We start from the raw sequence: 16,333 nt of genomic DNA on the forward strand, positions 1-16,333 counted from the left end.
GCACAAAGGAACGACCGATCCCGGCGCGTGGAGACGCGCGTCGGGAGAGGACCCTTCATGTCCAGCTTCCTTCGCCTTTCGCGCCTTTGCGCGCTGCTCCAGATGCTCCTGCTCGGGCTGATCGTCGGCACCTCGCCGGCGGTTGCGCAAGCGGGTGCTCAAACCGGCCGTATCCAGAATACCGCGACGCTGTCGTTCGACGACGCGGGCAGCGATTCCGGCTTACGCACCGTTCCGTCCAACACGGTCTCGCTCGACGTAAACCGTGGCAAGCGTCCGACGACGCTCTCGTTCCGGCTGGCGCCCGCGAACTACGCTTTCACTGGCGCGAAATGTCAGACCGCCCCCACGTATCTCTTCACCCCGGCGCCAATCGATGGAGCCACCTTCGCGGCGGCGCCCAAGGTCGCCGCGCTTGACGTCAAGGAGGACATGATCCTGGTGCTCGACAACCAGGCCGGCAATCATGACCCCGCCGTCCGCGAAACGTCGATCATCACCGCTAATATCGGCGAGAGCAACGTTACGCTGACGCTGACCGAAACCACGCCCGACAGCGGCATCTTCGCCGGCGGCGTTCCGTCGACCGAAACCGGCAGATACGCCGATCTCGAACCCTGCGAAGTGCGTACGCGCGGCGCGAAGATTACACTCAGCTTCGCCGAGGACGATTTCAGTTTCGCGTCGACCGCGTCGATCCTGATCGATCCGGCCGGCTATACGTTCGACTCGCGGACTGGTGCGCTGGTCGACGGCGCCACCGTGTCGCTGGTCGACGAGGCAGGCCAGCCAGCGACGGTGTTCGGCGACGACGGCGTCAGCAGCTACCCCTCTACGATGGTGACGGGCGAGAGCGTCACCGATGGCAGCGGGCGTGTGTATCCCGGCGAGACCGGCCGCTATCGCTTTCCGCTGACGGCACCCGGACGCTATGCGCTGAAGGTCACGCCGCCGGGCACCTATGTCGCGCCGTCGACCGTCGATCGCGCAACGCTGGCGGCGCTGAAGGACCCTAAGGGCGCGCCGTTCATCCTCAAGGACGCCAGCTTCGGCGATACGTTCACGCTATCGACGCCGGAGCCATTTTCGGCGGACATCCCACTTGACGCACCCGGCGCCGGTACGTTGCTGCTGACTAAGGTCGCTTCCGTGCGTGAAGCGGCGCCCGGCGATTTCGTCCAGTATCTGTTGCGCATCACGAACCGCGATTCGGTCCCCGCGCGCGGGCTCCACGTCGCCGACACGTTGCCCAAGGGACTGCGCTACGAACGCAATTCCGCGCGCGGCGGCGACGAGCCGACCGTGTCGACCGACGGCCGCAGCCTCGATTTCATCATACCCGTGCTCGCCGCCGGTGCGTCTACCGAGCTCAAATACGTCGTCAGCATCGCCCCCGGCGCACCCACCGGCGAAGCGCTCAACCGCGCGCGCGTCGTCGGACAGGGCACCGTCACCAGCAACGAGGCCGCGGCATCGGTCCGCCTGCGTCCGCTGCTGTTCACCGATGCGATGACCATCATCGGCCGCGTGACCGAGGGAAATTGCGGCGATCCGGTCGACAAGCGCAAGGGCGTGCCCGGAATCCGCCTCCTGATGGAGGACGGCACGTTCGTCTCCACCGATCGCGACGGGCTGTACCATTTCGAGGGCGTCCGCGCCGGGCGCCACGTCGTCCAGATCGACACGTCAAGCATCCCCGCGACGCACGCGCCGGTCGCCTGCGACATCGACACGCGCCAGGCGAACAGCTCGATCTCGCGCTTCGTCGAGGGCGACGGCGGCCTGCTCAAGCGCGTCGACTTCCAGCTGAAGCCGACCGGCAAGGCTGCGTCGACGGACGCGGGCCTCCCCGTCACGGTCGCCGATGCCGCCGTCGCCGCGGGCAGCCGCGATTGGCTGGCGGGCGATCAGACGGCCGGCATCGACTGGCTGTTCCCACAGGCCGACCATAACCCGCGCGCACCGATCGTCCGCGCGGTCGTCAAGCACGCGCCCGGCCAGCGGGTCGCGCTGACGATCAACGGCAAGCAGGTCGAGCCGCTCGCGTTCGACGGCACCGATCAGCGCGACGGCACCGACATCGCAATTTCGCGCTGGACGGGTATCCCGTTGATCGACGGCGACAATCGCCTTCAGGCACGCGTGCTCGCCGCCGACGGCAGCGTCGTGAAGACGCTCGACCGCATGGTGCATTACTCCGGGCCCGGCGTCCGCGCGGTGTTCGACGCCGCCAGCAGCCGCCTCGTCGCCGACGGCCTGACGCGCCCGCTGATCGCGGTGCGCGTGACCGACAAGACCGGTCGTCCGGTGCGCGCAGGCACGCTGATCCCCTTCACCGTCGACCCGCCCTATACCGCGGCGGTCGAGGCCGAACTCGAACACGGCCGCCAGCTTGCCGGTCGTGAGCGATCGTCCACCACCGCACAGGTGGTCGGCGACGACGGTCTGGCCTTCATCGCGCTCCAGCCGACCACGCAGGCAGGCGCCGTCCACGCGATCGTCTCGCTGACCGAGGACAAGATCGTCCACAGCAGCGAAGTCCGCGCCTGGCTGGCCGCATCGCAAAAGGATTGGGTCGTCGTCGGGTTCGGCGCAGGCTCGCTCGGCTACGACATGCTCAGCAAGCGCCAGTCGGGCCTGCCCAAATCGCAGCGCAACAGCGTCGTCACCGATGGCCAGCTTGCTTTCTATGCCAAGGGTCGCGTCAAGGGCTCGTGGCTGGCGACGATCGCCTATGACAGCGACCGCAAATACGATCCCGATCGCGGTCTGCTCGGTACGATCGACCCTGACCGCTACTACACCGTCTACGGCGACGGCTCGCGCCAGGGCTATGACGCGGCCACGCGTCGCAAGCTGTACCTGCGGCTCGAGCGTCGTGAGTTCTACGCGCTGTTCGGTGATTTCGAGACCGGCTTCACCGATACGCAGCTGACGCGCTACAACCGCACGCTCAACGGCATCAAGACCGCGTACGAGGGCAAGCGAGTGCGTGCGACCGGATTCGCCGCGCATACCGACACGCTCTATTCGCGCGACGAAATCCAGGGCAACGGGCTGTCCGGTCCCTACCGCCTGTCGGGACGTAACATCGTGCCGAACAGCGATAAATTACGACTCGAAACCCGCGATCGCTTCCGCTCCGAACTGATCGTCGCCAGCACCGAACTCACGCGGCACATCGACTACGACATCGACACCTCGATGGGCACGGTCCGCTTCCGCCAACCGATCCTGAGCCGCGACGGCAACCTGAATCCGATCTTCATCGTCGCCGACTATGAGGTCGAGGGCGGCAGGTCGGCGAAGCTCGCAGCCGCCGCGCGCGTCGCGACCAAGCTCGCGAACGGCCGCGTCGAAGTCGGCGCCGCGGTCATCCGCGACGAGACCGTAGGCAAGGCCACCGTGCTCGGCGCCGATATCAAGGCGCACGTCACCGCTAATACCGAACTGCGCGGCGAGATCGCCAAGGGCGGTCGCGGTGGGCTGGGGCGTGGCCTCGCCTATCTGGCGGAGGTCGATCACCACGGCACCAAGCTCGATCTGCTCGCCTATGCCCGCCAGCAAGATACTGCGTTCGGCGTCGGCCAGCAGAACCTGGTCGAGGCGGGGACGCGCAAGTTCGGGCTCGACGGCCGGCTGCGGTTGACCGATCGGCTGAGCGTGACCGGGGTTGCCTGGTACCAGCAGCAGTTGACCAACCCGGGCACGCGCGCCGCCGGCGAGGCCCGCCTCGAATATCGCCGCGACACCGGCACGATCTTCGTCGGCGGACAGTTCGCGTCGGACCGCGGCATGGACGGCAAGAACCGCGACAGTCGTCTGCTGACGGTTGGCGGCACGCAAGCGCTGTTCGGCAATGCGGTGACGCTCACCGGGCAGACGCAGTTTGCGCCCGGTGGCGACAGCAACAGCGTCGACTTCCCGATCCGCCACCAGATCCAGCTCGCCTACCGGATCAAGCCCGGCATCCGCCTGATCGGCGGGTACGAGATTGCGAACGGCGACGGCTATGTCGCGCATACCAAGCAGTTCGGCGTCGACGTCGCCCCCTGGACCGGCGCCAAGCTGATGAGCACGCTCAACCAGCAGGCGATCGGCGAGAACGGCGCGCGCACCTATGCGCAATACGGGCTCAGCCAGTCGGTGCCGGTTGGTAAGAACTGGACCGTCGACGGCACGCTCGACGCGAGCAACACGCTGAAGGGGCAAATTCCGGACGGCGCGGTCGTCAACGCGTTCCAGCCGGTCACCTCGGGTGGCTATGTCGGGCAGGACCAGACCAATGGCGATTATGCCGCGGTGACGCTCGGCGCGACCTACCGCCAGGCCCGCTGGTCGGTGAACGGCCGCCTCGAATACCGCAACGCCGACAGCGGCGATCGCTGGGGGATCACCACCAACTTCCTGCGCACGCTGGGGCAGGGCAAGACGCTCGCGTCGAGCATCAAGGCGTACACGATCAAGGACAAGACCGGTGCGGTCGCGACCTATGCCACCGCCGACGTCGCGCTCGCGCTGCGTCCGCTCGACAGCCGCTGGTCGGTGCTCGAACGGCTCGAACTGCGGCACGAGAGCGCGGATGCCGGGTTCACCGACACCAATTCGCTCGGCGTGCCGGCGTACGGTGGCGGCGATCAGGTGACGTCGCGGATCATCAACAATCTGGCGGTCAACTATCGCACCGGCCCCGAAGGGCTTGGCCACGGCACCGAGGCGACTCTGTATTACGGTGCGAAATACGTCGCCGGGCGCTTCGCCGACGATACCTATGACGGGTATATCGACGTGACCGGGTTCGAGTTGCGCCAGGATGTCGGCACGCGGTTCGACATCGGCGTCAGCGGTTCGGTCCAGCATGCGTGGTCGCGCGGCGCCTGGTCGTGGAGCGGTGGACCGTCGGTCGGCGTGTCGCCCGCGCAGAACATGTGGATCAGCGCCGGCTACAATTTGTCCGGCTACCGCGACCGCGATTTCGAGGACGACCGCTACACGCGGCAGGGGCCGTACCTCACGATGCGGCTGAAGTTCGACCAGACAACGCTGGGTGGCGCCACGCGCGCCCTGTTCGGTGGTCGACGTTAATTACAGGGAGAGAGATATATGCCGATGCCGAGCCAGCCCACACCCATGCCGCTGCCGCGCGACTTCACCGACCACGGTCCGTGCGTCGAGGACCTCGCACGGGCGTTTGCGGCGCAGGATGCGGCGACCAGCGAGGCGCTGATCGAGACGCTGGCGACGCAGGCGATCCGCCAATGGCGGCTCGACGACGCGACGTTCTGGCAACGCGTGAAGTTCCAGGCGCGGATGATCCGGGCGCGGCAGGGGTCAGGGAGTTCGGGGAAGCACTGAGCGGCAAAACCGCTTCCGCTATCTTCCCCCCCTCCCTGGAAGGGAGGGGCCGGGGGTGGGTCGGCCTCCGCAAAATCCGAACCGTCGTAACACAAGCTAGCCAACCCACCCCCAACCCCTCCCTTCCAGGGAGGGGAGCATGTCGGCTTATCGGTCGGGCACTCCAGCCCCAGCCACCGCTATTTCTCGTCGGTGGTCAGCTTCACCTTGTTGGGCAGCTTCTTCCCCTTGGTCCGGCGCGAGGGCAGCTGGACCGGGTTCTTCTTCTTCCACTGCGCAAACGTCATCGGGCCCTCGGGCGTGTCAATGATCGTGTCGTCGATCGAACTCATGCAATGCCTCCGCCAAGCCCAACGCACGGCAGCGAAAGGGGGACCCTCGAAGGGGGTGTTTACTCTAATCTGAAAAATGGTGCGGCCAAGAAGACTCGAACTTCCACGGGCTTTCGCCCACAACGACCTCAACGTTGCGCGTCTACCAGTTCCGCCATGGCCGCCCATGAAACATCACCGGGCGGACCCGGCATCTGGTAGGCGAGCGCCACTAGCAAGGGTTTCTGCATCGTGCAACGCCCTTTGCGAAAAAGCCGCTAGCCAAATCCGATCGTCACGTTTTTTCCAGCGCCAACACGATGCTTTTCCGCTGGCGTGAGGCGATCGTAGACTTAGCGGGTCGCCTCGCCGGCAAAGCTCAGCTCCAACCGCTTCGAGTTCGCCGGCACGTTCAGCGTCGCGGAGTTGAAGTCGATCGCGCCACCAGGCGCCAGCGTCCTCTGCTGCGGGGTGATCGTCCAGCTATACACCAGCCGTCCCTGCGCATCGCGAAGTTCGGCGCGGATGTCGGGCACGCGCTGGCGTTGGTTCGACGGGTTGGTGACCTGGCCGCTGACTGCGAACAGTTCGGAGCCGTTGTCGAGTTCGCGGCGCTCGATCGGATTGTCGCGCAACCGCAGCGGTGTCTCGTCGCTGCCGGTCCCGAGACCGAGCTTGGCCGCGACGCCTGGCGCACCGAGATACACGATAGCCCCCGCCGCGATCAGCATCATCAGCCCGGCAAGCACCGCGACGATCGTCCAGCGCCGCGTCGTGTTGCGACGCAGGCGAACGGGCAGGTTCTCGATCTGCGGTGTTACCGGTGGAACGAATGTGGGTGCTACGACCGCAGGCTCGGGCGCGATTGGTGCGGCAGGAGCGAAAGGTGCGAACCGTTCGGCCGGCTCCGCGATCGGCGGCCGCGCCAGAGGGGCGAGCGGTGGCGGTGCCGGCGCAAGCGGCGTCGGCTCCGGTATCTCCAGTGCATCTTCGACGTCCGGTGCGGCGGCCTGGAACCAGCTATGCTTGCAATTGGCGCAGCGCACGGTGCGCCCCTCGGTCCCGATCGCGCTGTCGGGGACCAGATAGCGCGTGCTGCACTCGGGACATTGGAGGATCATGGGTACGCTTCACCAGCGGCCGCCGGAGCGCGACCGTATCTCGTGCCGAATAAGCACGCGGCCCGCATATGTGGCAAGCTTGAAGCGGCGCGCGCTTTCATGGCAAAGCGCCGATACGGGCATTGGCACGAACATCAAGCGGGCGAGAGCGGGCGCAACCACGTCATGGCGAATATCGTCCAATTCGAGAATGTCGGGCTTCGCTACGGCACGGGGTCCGATGCAGGGCCGGAGACGCTGGCGGACCTCAGCTTCACGCTGCGCAGCGGCGCGTTCTATTTCCTGACCGGTGCGAGCGGCGCGGGGAAAACCTCGCTGCTCAAGCTTCTCTATCTCGCACAGCGCCCGACACGCGGCGTGATCCGGCTGTTCGGCGAGGATGCGGTGGTGTTGTCGCGCGATCGGCTGCCCGGATTTCGGCGTCGGATCGGCGTGGTGTTCCAAGATTTCCGGCTGGTCCCGCATCTGTCGACCTGGGACAATATCGCGCTGCCGTTGCGCGTCGCCGGCATGCCAGAGACGGATATAGAGCAACCGGTGCGCGAAATGCTCGCCTGGGTCGGGCTGACCGAGCGTGCGGATGCGCGGCCGGCAACATTGTCGGGCGGCGAGCAACAGCGCGTCGCGATCGCCCGCGCGGTGATCGCGCGCCCCGAGATCCTGGTCGCGGACGAGCCGACCGGCAACGTCGATCCCGACATGGCCGAGCGACTGCTCCACCTGTTCGAATCGCTCAACAAGCTGGGGACGACCGTCGTGGTCGCGACGCACGACTTCCACCTGCTTGGGCGGATTCCGGGCGCGCAGATGATGCGGCTCGATCGCGGTCGGTTGCTCGATCCGACGGGGGCGCTGCGTTATCCGCCGACGCGGCCCGAATGATGAGGGTGTCGAAGACGCGATCATCGGTCGAGCGCCGCGTGCTCGACGAAGCGGGCGGCCTGCGCGCGATGACGTGGGTGATGGCGATCATGCTGTTCCTGACGATGCTTGCCGCAGCTCTGGGGTTGGCGACGGCGGGCGCGGCGCGCTTGCTCGATCGGCAACTGGCGGGCCGGCTGACAGTGCAGGTCGTCGATGGCGATCCGGTCCGTCGTGACGCCGTCGCGGCGCGCGTGCTGGCTGCGCTGCGGAGAATGCCGGCGGTGGCGACGGCAACGCCGGTCGATCGCGCCGAACTCACACGACTGCTGCAACCCTGGCTCGGGTCCGATGGCGCCGATCCGCAATTGCCGGTGCCGGCGATGATCGACGTCGACCTTGGCAATCAGGACGAGGCGGTCGCGGCGCGGGTCGCGACCAGTGTCCGCCGCCTGAGCCCGATCGTCCGCGTCGACCGCCACGAAAGCTGGATGTCGCCGGTCAACGACGTGATGGGCTCGCTGACGTTTCTCGCACTGGCGCTGGTCCTGCTGATGGCGAGCGCGACAGCCGCGGTCGTCGTGCTCGCCGCGCGCGCGGGGCTGGAGACGCACCGCGAGACGATCGCGGTCATGCACATGCTCGGCTCGACCGATCTCCAGGTCGCGCGTCTGTTCCAGCGGCGGATCGCGCTCGACGCGACGATCGGCGGACTTGGCGGCGGTGTCGCGGCGTTGCTGGTGGTAGCGTTCGTCGGGATCCGGTTGCACGGACTGGGTTCGGAACTGCTCGGCGGGGTGACGCTGGACGGAGTCGACTGGGTCGCCCTCGCGATGCTGCCGATCGCGTTCGTCGTCCTCGCCACGCTCGCCGCCCGCGTGACGATCGTCCGCGCGCTGAGGCATATCCTGTGATCGTCCGGCTGTTTGGCATCATGGCGCTCGCCTGGGCGTTCGGCTTCGCGCTGTTCATGCTGCTGCTGCCCAAGCCGCTCGACGGGTTCACGACGGATGCGATCGTCGTGCCGACCGGTGGGGCAGGGCGGATCGACCGCGGCATCGCGCTGCTCCGCGATAACCAGGCGAAGCGGATGCTGGTGACCGGCGTCGCGCCAGGGGTGCGGCCGATCGATCTTGCGCTCGAGTATCGTACGTCGCCCGCGTTGTTCGCGTGCTGCATCGATCTGGGCGCGGACGCGGTCGATACGCGCTCCAATGCGGAGGAGACCGCGCAGTGGGTACGCGTGCACAAATACCGCTCGGTGCGGCTGGTGACGTCGGACTGGCACGTCGCGCGCGCGCGGATGGAGTTGGCGGCGGCGCTCGACAAGAATGTCGCGATCCTCGGCGATGGCGTGCCGGGGACGCCGCGGCTCGGGACTTTGGTCAACGAATATAACAAGTTGATCCTTCGCCGGATCGCGTTGTGGATTGGATTTGGCGGATGATTTGGCTGCGTAATTGGGCGTTCATGCTCGTTTTCTACACGATCTCGGTGCCGATCGTGGTGACCGTGCCGATCTCGGCATTGTTCGGCGCGCGCGCGGTGATCGTGCATTCGACGATCTGGACGCGCTTCCACCGCTGGTGCGCGCGGTGGATACTCCGTGTGCATATCCGCGTGGAGGGGACGCGACCGACCGAGCCGGCCTTCTACGCGTGCAAGCATCAGGCGATGTTCGAGACGCTTGAGTTGCAGGCGCTGCTCGACGGTCCGGCGATCGTGTTGAAGCGCGAACTTGCGGATATCCCGGCTTGGGGGTGGGCGGCGCGGCGCTACGGCGCGATCGTCGTCGACCGCGAAGCATCGGCGACGGCGATGCGCAGCATGATGCGCGAAGCGACCGCGGCGAAGGCGACCGGCCGCTCGATCCTGATCTTTCCGGAGGGGACGCGGGTGTCGCCGGGCGAGCATCCGCCGCTGAAGCCGGGGTTTGCGGGGCTGTATCGCGCGCTGAAAATGCCGACGGTGCCGATCGCGTGCGACAGCGGGCTGGTGTGGCCGAAAAAGGGGCCGAAGCTGCCGGGGGTGATCACGTTCCGGTTCGGCGAAGTGGTGCCGCCTGGTTTGCCGCGTGAGGAAGCGGAGCAGCGGGTCCACGCGGCGATGAACGCGCTGGATTAGGTTGGGGAGGCACCACCCCGGCGAAGGCCGGGGCCCAGTTGGGCGATGTCGCTAATGTGCGTTGCGAGCTGTTACTCTGGCCTACCCAACTGGGCCCGGCCTCCGCCGGGGTGGTTACTCTTACCCGTGCGTACGCCCGAAATCCTGCACGTCGTCGTCCTGCCCCTGCTCGACGATACTCCGCCGGATCGCCCGAGTCCGCGTGAATAGGTCGAACAGCGCATCGCCGTCACCCCAACGGATCGCGCGCTGGAGATGACTCAGATCTTCCGAGAATCGCTGCAACATCTCCAGCACCGCCTCGCGGTTGTTGAGGAAGATGTCGCGCCACATGGTCGGGTCCGACGCGGCGATGCGCGTGAAATCGCGGAAACCACCGGCGGAATATTTGATGACCTCCGACTGGGTCACTTCCTCCAGATCACCGGCGGTGCCGACGATCGTGTAGGCGATCAGATGCGGCAGATGGCTGGTGACGGCGAGGACGCGGTCGTGATGCTCGGGCGCCATCGTCTCGACCTGCGCGCCCAGCCTGCGCCAGAACTCGGACACGCGCTCGACCGCGACCGGGTCAGCGCCTTCTGGTGGCGTAACGATGCACCAGCGATGGCGGAACAGCGTCGCGAACCCCGCCTCCGGGCCGCTCCGCTCGGTGCCTGCGACCGGGTGCGCGGGAATGACAGTCGCGTTGGGCAGTGCTTCGGTGAGCGCGCGGACGATTTCGGCCTTGCAGCTGCCGACGTCGCTGACGATCGCATCCGCGGGAAGCTCAGCCGCGAACTCGGCGGCGACCTCGCCCATGATGCCGACGGGCACGCACAGGATTACGAGGTCGGCGTCGATCACCGCCGCGCCGGCTGAGTCCGCGACGTCGTCGCAGAATTGCAGCTGGTCCGCGGCTTCGCGCACGGTCGCGTCGACATCGTAGCCGGTGACGCGGACCGTCGGCATCTTCGCCTGCACCGCGCGCGCGACCGACGAGCCGATCAGACCCAGCCCGATGATCGTGACGCGCGCGAACGGCAGCATCAGGCGGCTTCGACCAAGTTGCGCAGCGCCGCGGTGACGCCGCGCGTTTCCTCTTCGGTGCCGATCGTGATGCGCAGCGCGTTGGGCAGGCCCTGGCCGGGCAGCCAGCGGACGATGTAGCCCGCGTCCATCAGCCCATGATACGCGGCATCGGCGGTCAGCTTGCCCTCGAACAGCACGAGCACGAAGTTCGCCTTCGACGGTACGGCGCGAAGCCCGGCGTTGCCCATCTGCCCGATCTGCTCGACGAACCAGCCGCGCCACGTGTCGTTATGCGCGCGCGTCGCGTCGACGAAAGCGGTGTCGCCGATCGCGGCGACCGCGGCGGCCTGACCCGCGGTGGTGACGTTGAACGGTGCGCGGATGCGGTGCATCGCGTCGATGATCGGCGCGCAGGCATAACCCCAGCCGATCCGCTCGGCGGCCAGCCCGTGAATCTTCGAGAAGGTCCGCGTCACCAGCACGTTCGCCTCGGTCATCGCCAGCGCGAGCCCCGCATCGTCCTCCTCGGGCGACAGATATTCGGCATAGGCCTGGTCGAGCACGAGCAGCACCGACTTCGGCAGCCCGGCATGCAGCCGCGCGATTTCCGCCCGCGGCGTGAACGTGCCGGTCGGATTGTTCGGGTTCGCGACGAACACCACGCGGGTGCGCTCGGTGACGGCGGCGAGGATCGCGTCGACGTCGGTCGCATAGTCGCGGTCGTCGACGATGACGGGCTCGGCGCCGACGCGGCGCGTGGCGATCTCATACACCGCGAAGCCGTAGCGGACGTGGATGATCTCGTCGCCGGGGCCCGCATAGGCGCCCGCGACCAGATGGAGGATCTCGTCGGAGCCGGTGCCGTAGATCACGCGCGCCGGATCAAGGTCGTAATGCGCCGCCAGCGCCTCGCGCAGTTCGACCGCGCCCGCATCCGGATAGCGTTCCAGCGTGCGGTCGGCGGCATCGAATGCGGCCTTCGCGGCGGGGCTGGTGCCGAGCGGGTTCTCGTTCGACGACAGCTTGATCACAATGCGGCCGTCATCGGTCGTCGAGCGACCGGGCGTGTACGGCGCGATCCCCAGGATCCAGGGCTTCGGCGCAGGAGCGGGCGTGATGTTTGTCATGGCCGCGGGACATAGCGGGCGCGGTGGCGCGGTGGCAATCTTTGTGCGCGGTGGGTGGGGGACTTCACGATCCTCCCCCGCCAGGGGGAGGTGGCGCCGAAGGCGACGGAGGGGGAGGGTGACGCAACAGCGGTTTTCCTGTCCTCCCCCTCCGTCTGGCAAGGGCCAGCCACCTCCCCCTGGCGGGGGAGGATCGAGGAAGCGGCGCTGGCATGACGGCGTCCCCCTATGGTAGCGCGCGGCATGCTCGACCCGCCTGCCATAGACCCCAGCACCGGCCACGACACCGACCAGCGCTTCGGCCTTGCGCGGCGCGTCACGTTGCCGGGACCGCTCAGGCTCGATGGCGGCGTGCTGCTGTCCCCGGTGGATATCGCCTACGAGACTTACGGCACGCTCAACGCAGACGCCTCGAACGCCGTCCTGATCTGCCACGCGCTGACCGGCGACCAGCACGTCGCGTCGAATCACCCCCGCACCGGCAAGCCCGGCTGGTGGACGCGGATGGTGGGCGAGGGGAAGCCGATCGACCCTGCGCGGCACTTCGTCGTCTGCGCGAATGTGCTCGGCAGCTGCATGGGCACGTCCGGCCCCGCGACGATCAATCCGGCGACTGGACGGCCCTGGGCGATGGGGTTCCCGGTCATCACGATCCGCGACATGGTGCGCGCGCAGGCGATGCTGCTCGATCATCTTGGCGTCGGCGTTCTCCACGCGGTGGTTGGTGGATCGATGGGCGGCATGCAGGCTCTTAGCTGGCCCGCGACCTTCCCCGACCGGGTGAAGGCGTGCGTGGTGATCGCCTCGACGGCGCGTCATACTGCGCAGAACATCGCTTTCCACGAGGTCGGGCGGCAGGCGGTGATGGCCGATCCGAACTGGCGCGGGGGTGAGTATCATGACGACGCGGCGCCGACCGCCGGGCTCGCGGTGGCGCGGATGGCGGCGCACATCACGTATCTGTCGGAGGCGGGGCTGACCGAGAAGTTCGGCCGCCGCCTACAGGCGCGCGACGCGAAGTCGTTCGGGTTCGACGCGGATTTCCAGGTCGAGAGCTATCTGCGCCATCAGGGGCTCGCCTTCACCGACCGGTTCGACGCGAACTCGTACCTCTACATCACGCGGGCGATGGATTATTTCGACCTCGCCGAGGAGCATGGCGGGCTGCTTGCCAACGCGTTTCGCGCGACTAAATCGCGCTTCTGCCTCGTCAGTTTCGACACTGACTGGCTATATCCGACTTCAGAATCGCGTGCGATCGTCCAGGCCTTGAACGCGGCGGGCGCACCGGTCAGCTTCGTCGAGCTGTCGAGCCCCTATGGCCACGACGCGTTCCTGCTGGAGGCACCCGATCTCAACCGGGTGGTCGACGGCTTCCTGAGGGCTGGCCGATGACGAGTATCCTGTCCGACGACGCGAGCCGGTTGCAGGTCGATCGCATCCACGCATGGCTCGCGAGCAGCTATTGGTCGCCGGGGATCGAGCGCACGCTGGTCGAACGCGCGATCGCAGGCTCGCATTGTCTCGGTGCGTATCAGGACGATGCGCAAGTCGGCTTCGCGCGGATGATCACCGATCACGCCACCTTCGCGTGGCTTGCCGACGTGTGGGTCGAGGAGTCGGCGCGCGGGCAGGGGCTCGGCCGACGGATGGTGAGCTGGTTCCTCGAGCATCCGTCGTTCGCCGGGTTGCGCAGGTTCGGGCTCGTCACCGCCGACGCGCATGGCGTGTATGCGGACCTCGGCTTCCACCCGCTGGTCCGCGCCGACCGCTACATGGAACGCCTCGCGCCCGGCCTCGCCGAGCAACTGCGGACCGCATCATGACCTTACGTACCGACCTCGCCGTCATCGCCGAGAACGTCGCGCAGGGCAGCCGTGTGCTCGACATCGGCTGTGGCGACGGCGCGCTGATGGCGGCGTTGCGCGATACCCGCGACGTCGACGCCCGCGGGCTGGAGATCGATGCGCACAACGTGGCCTCTGCGGTCGCGCGCGGCCTGTCGGTGATCCAGGGCGATGCCGATATCGACCTTGCCGGCTATCCCGACGCGAGCTTCGATTACGCGATCCTCAGCCAGACGCTGCAGACCGCACGCGCGCCTGATCTCGTGCTCGATCACCTGCTGCGGATCGGCCGGCGCGCATTCGTCAGCTTCCCCAATTTCGCGCATTGGCGTGTGCGGCTGTCGCTATTGTGGGGCGGCCGCATGCCGGTGACGCGGCAATTGCCCGAGAGCTGGTACGACACGCCGAACATCCACCACGTCACGATCGACGATTTCCGCGCCTTCGTGAAAGCGCGCGGGATCACCGTCGAGGACGCCTGGTTCCTGTCGGGCGACAAGCGCACCGGGGCAGGGGGTGCTAACCTGTTCGCCGAGCACGCGGTATTCCTGCTGCGACGGTAATCGATTGCGGAATCGGCAACGATCAGGCCATATCGGGACAAGCGGTTGATCTAAATCACCGATTTGGCGGAACCGATCGGCGGTCGACTGGTTACTTCGCCGATGACCAAGACCGCCCTCATTGTCGAAGACGAAATCTTCGTCGCGCTCGACCTAGAGAGAATCCTCATGGATGCCGGCTACGGCGTCGCGGGGATCGCGGCTGACCGCGACAGCGCGATCGCGGCGGCACCCGGTTGCAACTTCGCTTTCGTCGACATCAACCTCCGCGACGGACCGACCGGCCCGGAGATCGCCAGGCGGATGGCGCAGGACTACGGCGTAAAGGTCGTGTTCGTGACTGCAAACCCCGCCCAGATTGGCGATGCGGAATGCCTAGGGTATATTCGCAAGCCGTTCAGCGATTCGGCCATCCTCGCGGCTGCCGCTTTGGCGTGCAACGACGACACAAGCGCGCACGACGACGTCATTCGCGTCAGCGGCTGAATGCGGTCTTCGGAATAGTCAGGGCGACAATTAGGCCGTCGTCGTTCCACGTCCGGTTCACGTTGCCGCCTAACTGACGCACCGCGCTCATCTCGATCAATTGCGTGCCAAAGCCCGGTGGCGTCGTAGGCTTGGTGACGGACGGGCCTCCCACCTCTCGCCAGTGCAATGTCACCGTATCGGTATTGGCCGCGACGGTGATCCGCACCGTGCCGAGTTCGGTCGCTAGCGCACCGTATTTTGTCGCGTTGGTTGCAAGTTCGTGAAACATCAGCGCGAGCGGAGTCGCGGAACGATCATCTATCGTCACATCGTCGCCCACGACGCTGACACGGGCGCCATCGATTCGCTGATACGGCTCGAACAATTCATGCAGCAAGCCATGCAGGCTATTCTGCGCCATCGATGGTCGTGAGTTAACGCTATGCGGGCGCACGAAATCATGCGCGCGACCTAGCGCGTTGATGCGGTGGCGCAAATCGGTCGCGATCCCGGCGAACTCCGGCTTTCCCCTCGCCGAGAACGCGATCAGTCCGGCGATCACCGCGAAGATGTTCTTGATGCGGTGGCTCAGCTCCTGGCTGATGACCTCGCGCTCCTCATAGGCCAGCTTCTGTTCGTGGATGTCGGTGCAGGTCCCGAACCAGCGCGTGATCGCGCCGTTTTCGTCACGGACCGGTAGCGCACGGCCGAGCACCCAGCGGTACGTGCCGTCGAAATGCCGAAGCCTGTATTCGATGTTGTAAGGCTCGCCCGTGTCGAGCGACTGACGCCAGATCGCCCAGGCGCGATCCTGGTCGTCAGGATGGAACATGTCGTTCCAACCTTCGCCATCGGTCGTCCCGACGGGCGTGCCGGTAAACTCGTACCACCGCGCGTTGAAGTAATCGTGGAAGCCGTCGGGCAGCGTCGACCACACCATCTGCGGCATGGTGTCGGCGAGCGTGCGAAACTTGAGGTCGCTCGCCTCCAGCGTGCGGCGCGCCTCGGCCTCGGCCATAGCCTGTTCGCGCGCAGTGCGGCGGTCGTCGAGCCGGCCCATCGCGGCCTTGGCCAGCAGCGTGAGGCCATCGCGCTGGAACCGGGTCAGGCCTTCGCGAGGCTCGTTCGCAAGCACGCAGAGTGCGCCCAGCGGCACGCCCTCGCTCGAGACGAGCGGCGCGCCGGCGTAGAACCGCACATACGGTTCGCCGGTCACCAGCGGGTTGTCGACGAACCGCGGATCGGCCTGCGCGTCGGGCACTTCCATCACCTCGTGATGGTGCATCGCGTGCGCGCAGAACGACATGCTTCGCGGAGTCTGCTCCAGGTCGAACCCGGTCCGCGCCAGGAAACGCTGATATTCCTCCTCGACCAGGCTCAGCAACGCGACCGGGGCGCCGCAGAGCTCTGCTGCGAACGCCACGATGTCGTCGAGCTGGCCTTTCGCGCGCGCGCCGGCGACATCGTAGGCCGAGATCACGCGAGAGCGCTCGGCCTCGTCGAACGTGGCGGTATTGGGAACGGAATACAGCGTCGTCACGGCAA

At 66.9% G+C, this 16,333-nt stretch carries 15 protein-coding genes and 1 tRNA gene; 10 read left to right on the forward strand and 6 right to left on the reverse strand.

What is annotated here, in order from left to right:
* Positions 1–57 precede the first annotated feature (57 nt).
* Positions 58–5,085, forward strand: coding sequence for a hypothetical protein (locus tag J4O76_RS17850; RefSeq protein WP_426283262.1), 5,028 nt, complete (start codon positions 58–60; stop codon positions 5,083–5,085).
* 18 nt (positions 5,086–5,103) lie between these two features.
* Positions 5,104–5,355 carry a hypothetical protein gene (locus J4O76_RS17855; protein WP_056064202.1) on the forward strand — a complete coding sequence of 84 codons (252 nt, stop codon included), beginning with the start codon at positions 5,104–5,106 and terminating at the stop codon, positions 5,353–5,355.
* A gap of 179 nt (positions 5,356–5,534) precedes the next feature.
* Here J4O76_RS17855 and J4O76_RS17860 read toward each other — a convergent pair whose 3' ends face one another.
* From J4O76_RS17860 to J4O76_RS17870, 3 genes are all read right to left on the reverse strand, one after another.
* Positions 5,535–5,687 (reverse strand): hypothetical protein, encoded by a 153-nt coding sequence (locus J4O76_RS17860; protein ID WP_165886441.1) that lies wholly within the window; start codon positions 5,685–5,687, stop codon positions 5,535–5,537.
* Positions 5,688–5,764: 77 nt separating this feature from the next.
* Positions 5,765–5,851, reverse strand: a tRNA-Leu gene (locus J4O76_RS17865).
* A gap of 168 nt (positions 5,852–6,019) precedes the next feature.
* Positions 6,020–6,787: an MJ0042-type zinc finger domain-containing protein gene (locus J4O76_RS17870; RefSeq protein ID WP_426283264.1), complete on the reverse strand. Its 768-nt coding sequence runs from the start codon at positions 6,785–6,787 to the stop codon at positions 6,020–6,022.
* 165 nt (positions 6,788–6,952) lie between these two features.
* Here J4O76_RS17870 and ftsE point away from each other — a divergent pair, with 165 nt between their 5' ends.
* The 4 genes from ftsE to J4O76_RS17890 are packed head-to-tail and all read left to right on the forward strand — an operon-like array spanning position 6,953 to position 9,772.
* Positions 6,953–7,669, forward strand: a complete 717-nt coding sequence (ftsE, locus tag J4O76_RS17875) for a cell division ATP-binding protein FtsE (RefSeq protein ID WP_426283497.1) — start codon at positions 6,953–6,955, stop codon at positions 7,667–7,669.
* Entirely contained in the window at positions 7,669–8,562 is an 894-nt protein-coding gene (locus J4O76_RS17880; protein WP_426283499.1) for a cell division protein FtsX, read from the forward strand. The genes ftsE and J4O76_RS17880 overlap by 1 nt, the downstream gene beginning before the upstream one ends.
* Entirely contained in the window at positions 8,559–9,095 is a 537-nt protein-coding gene (locus tag J4O76_RS17885) for a YdcF family protein (protein WP_426283266.1), read from the forward strand. Before J4O76_RS17880 ends, J4O76_RS17885 begins: the two co-directional genes overlap by 4 nt.
* On the forward strand, positions 9,092–9,772 hold the full coding sequence (locus J4O76_RS17890; protein ID WP_426283268.1) for a lysophospholipid acyltransferase family protein: 681 nt from the start codon (positions 9,092–9,094) through the stop codon (positions 9,770–9,772). The genes J4O76_RS17885 and J4O76_RS17890 overlap by 4 nt, the downstream gene beginning before the upstream one ends.
* Before the next feature lie 120 nt (positions 9,773–9,892).
* Here the strand turns inward: J4O76_RS17890 and J4O76_RS17895 are convergent, their stop codons facing one another.
* Positions 9,893–10,801 (reverse strand): prephenate/arogenate dehydrogenase family protein, encoded by a 909-nt coding sequence (locus tag J4O76_RS17895; RefSeq protein WP_426283269.1) that lies wholly within the window; start codon positions 10,799–10,801, stop codon positions 9,893–9,895.
* Positions 10,801–11,910, reverse strand: a complete 1,110-nt coding sequence (hisC, locus tag J4O76_RS17900) for a histidinol-phosphate transaminase (protein ID WP_426283271.1) — start codon at positions 11,908–11,910, stop codon at positions 10,801–10,803. The genes J4O76_RS17895 and hisC overlap by 1 nt, the downstream gene beginning before the upstream one ends.
* 243 nt (positions 11,911–12,153) lie before the next feature.
* On the opposite strand from hisC, the gene metX reads away from it, so the two are divergent.
* The 4 genes from metX to J4O76_RS17920 all read left to right on the forward strand — a co-directional run bounded on the left by metX (position 12,154) and on the right by J4O76_RS17920 (position 14,806).
* Complete coding sequence (gene metX, locus J4O76_RS17905) at positions 12,154–13,305, forward strand: homoserine O-acetyltransferase MetX (protein ID WP_426283273.1); 1,152 nt, start codon at positions 12,154–12,156, stop codon at positions 13,303–13,305.
* Entirely contained in the window at positions 13,302–13,736 is a 435-nt protein-coding gene (locus J4O76_RS17910) for a GNAT family N-acetyltransferase (RefSeq protein ID WP_426283276.1), read from the forward strand. The genes metX and J4O76_RS17910 overlap by 4 nt, the downstream gene beginning before the upstream one ends.
* Positions 13,733–14,320, forward strand: coding sequence for a methionine biosynthesis protein MetW (metW, locus tag J4O76_RS17915; RefSeq protein WP_426283278.1), 588 nt, complete (start codon positions 13,733–13,735; stop codon positions 14,318–14,320). Before J4O76_RS17910 ends, metW begins: the two co-directional genes overlap by 4 nt.
* Before the next feature lie 102 nt (positions 14,321–14,422).
* The gene (locus J4O76_RS17920; RefSeq protein WP_136188802.1) at positions 14,423–14,806 is read left to right on the forward strand and encodes a response regulator; all 384 of its coding nucleotides are present in this window, start codon (positions 14,423–14,425) and stop codon (positions 14,804–14,806) included.
* Here J4O76_RS17920 and J4O76_RS17925 read toward each other — a convergent pair.
* Positions 14,796–16,328, reverse strand: a complete 1,533-nt coding sequence (locus J4O76_RS17925) for a sensor histidine kinase (RefSeq protein WP_426283280.1) — start codon at positions 16,326–16,328, stop codon at positions 14,796–14,798. The genes J4O76_RS17920 and J4O76_RS17925 overlap by 11 nt on opposite strands.
* Positions 16,329–16,333: the final 5 nt, after the last annotated feature.

Origin of the sequence: Sphingomonas sp. NFX23, from assembly GCF_049887795.1 — a bacterium.
Classification (GTDB): Bacteria; Pseudomonadota; Alphaproteobacteria; order Sphingomonadales; family Sphingomonadaceae; genus Sphingomonas.

Excerpts from the sequence above, each read along its gene's own strand:
- J4O76_RS17850 (WP_426283262.1), top strand. The coding sequence starts at position 58 with ATGTCCAGCTTCCTTCGCCTTTCGCGCCTTTGCGCGCTGCTCCAGATG.
- J4O76_RS17855 (WP_056064202.1), top strand. The coding sequence starts at position 5,104 with ATGCCGATGCCGAGCCAGCCCACACCCATGCCGCTGCCGCGCGACTTC.
- J4O76_RS17860 (WP_165886441.1), bottom strand. The coding sequence starts at position 5,687 with ATGAGTTCGATCGACGACACGATCATTGACACGCCCGAGGGCCCGATG.
- J4O76_RS17870 (WP_426283264.1), bottom strand. The coding sequence starts at position 6,787 with ATGATCCTCCAATGTCCCGAGTGCAGCACGCGCTATCTGGTCCCCGAC.
- ftsE (WP_426283497.1), top strand. The coding sequence starts at position 6,953 with ATGGCGAATATCGTCCAATTCGAGAATGTCGGGCTTCGCTACGGCACG.
- J4O76_RS17880 (WP_426283499.1), top strand. The coding sequence starts at position 7,669 with ATGAGGGTGTCGAAGACGCGATCATCGGTCGAGCGCCGCGTGCTCGAC.
- J4O76_RS17890 (WP_426283268.1), top strand. The coding sequence starts at position 9,092 with ATGATTTGGCTGCGTAATTGGGCGTTCATGCTCGTTTTCTACACGATC.
- J4O76_RS17895 (WP_426283269.1), bottom strand. The coding sequence starts at position 10,801 with ATGCTGCCGTTCGCGCGCGTCACGATCATCGGGCTGGGTCTGATCGGC.
- hisC (WP_426283271.1), bottom strand. The coding sequence starts at position 11,910 with ATGACAAACATCACGCCCGCTCCTGCGCCGAAGCCCTGGATCCTGGGG.
- metX (WP_426283273.1), top strand. The coding sequence starts at position 12,154 with ATGCTCGACCCGCCTGCCATAGACCCCAGCACCGGCCACGACACCGAC.
- J4O76_RS17910 (WP_426283276.1), top strand. The coding sequence starts at position 13,302 with ATGACGAGTATCCTGTCCGACGACGCGAGCCGGTTGCAGGTCGATCGC.
- metW (WP_426283278.1), top strand. The coding sequence starts at position 13,733 with ATGACCTTACGTACCGACCTCGCCGTCATCGCCGAGAACGTCGCGCAG.
- J4O76_RS17920 (WP_136188802.1), top strand. The coding sequence starts at position 14,423 with ATGACCAAGACCGCCCTCATTGTCGAAGACGAAATCTTCGTCGCGCTC.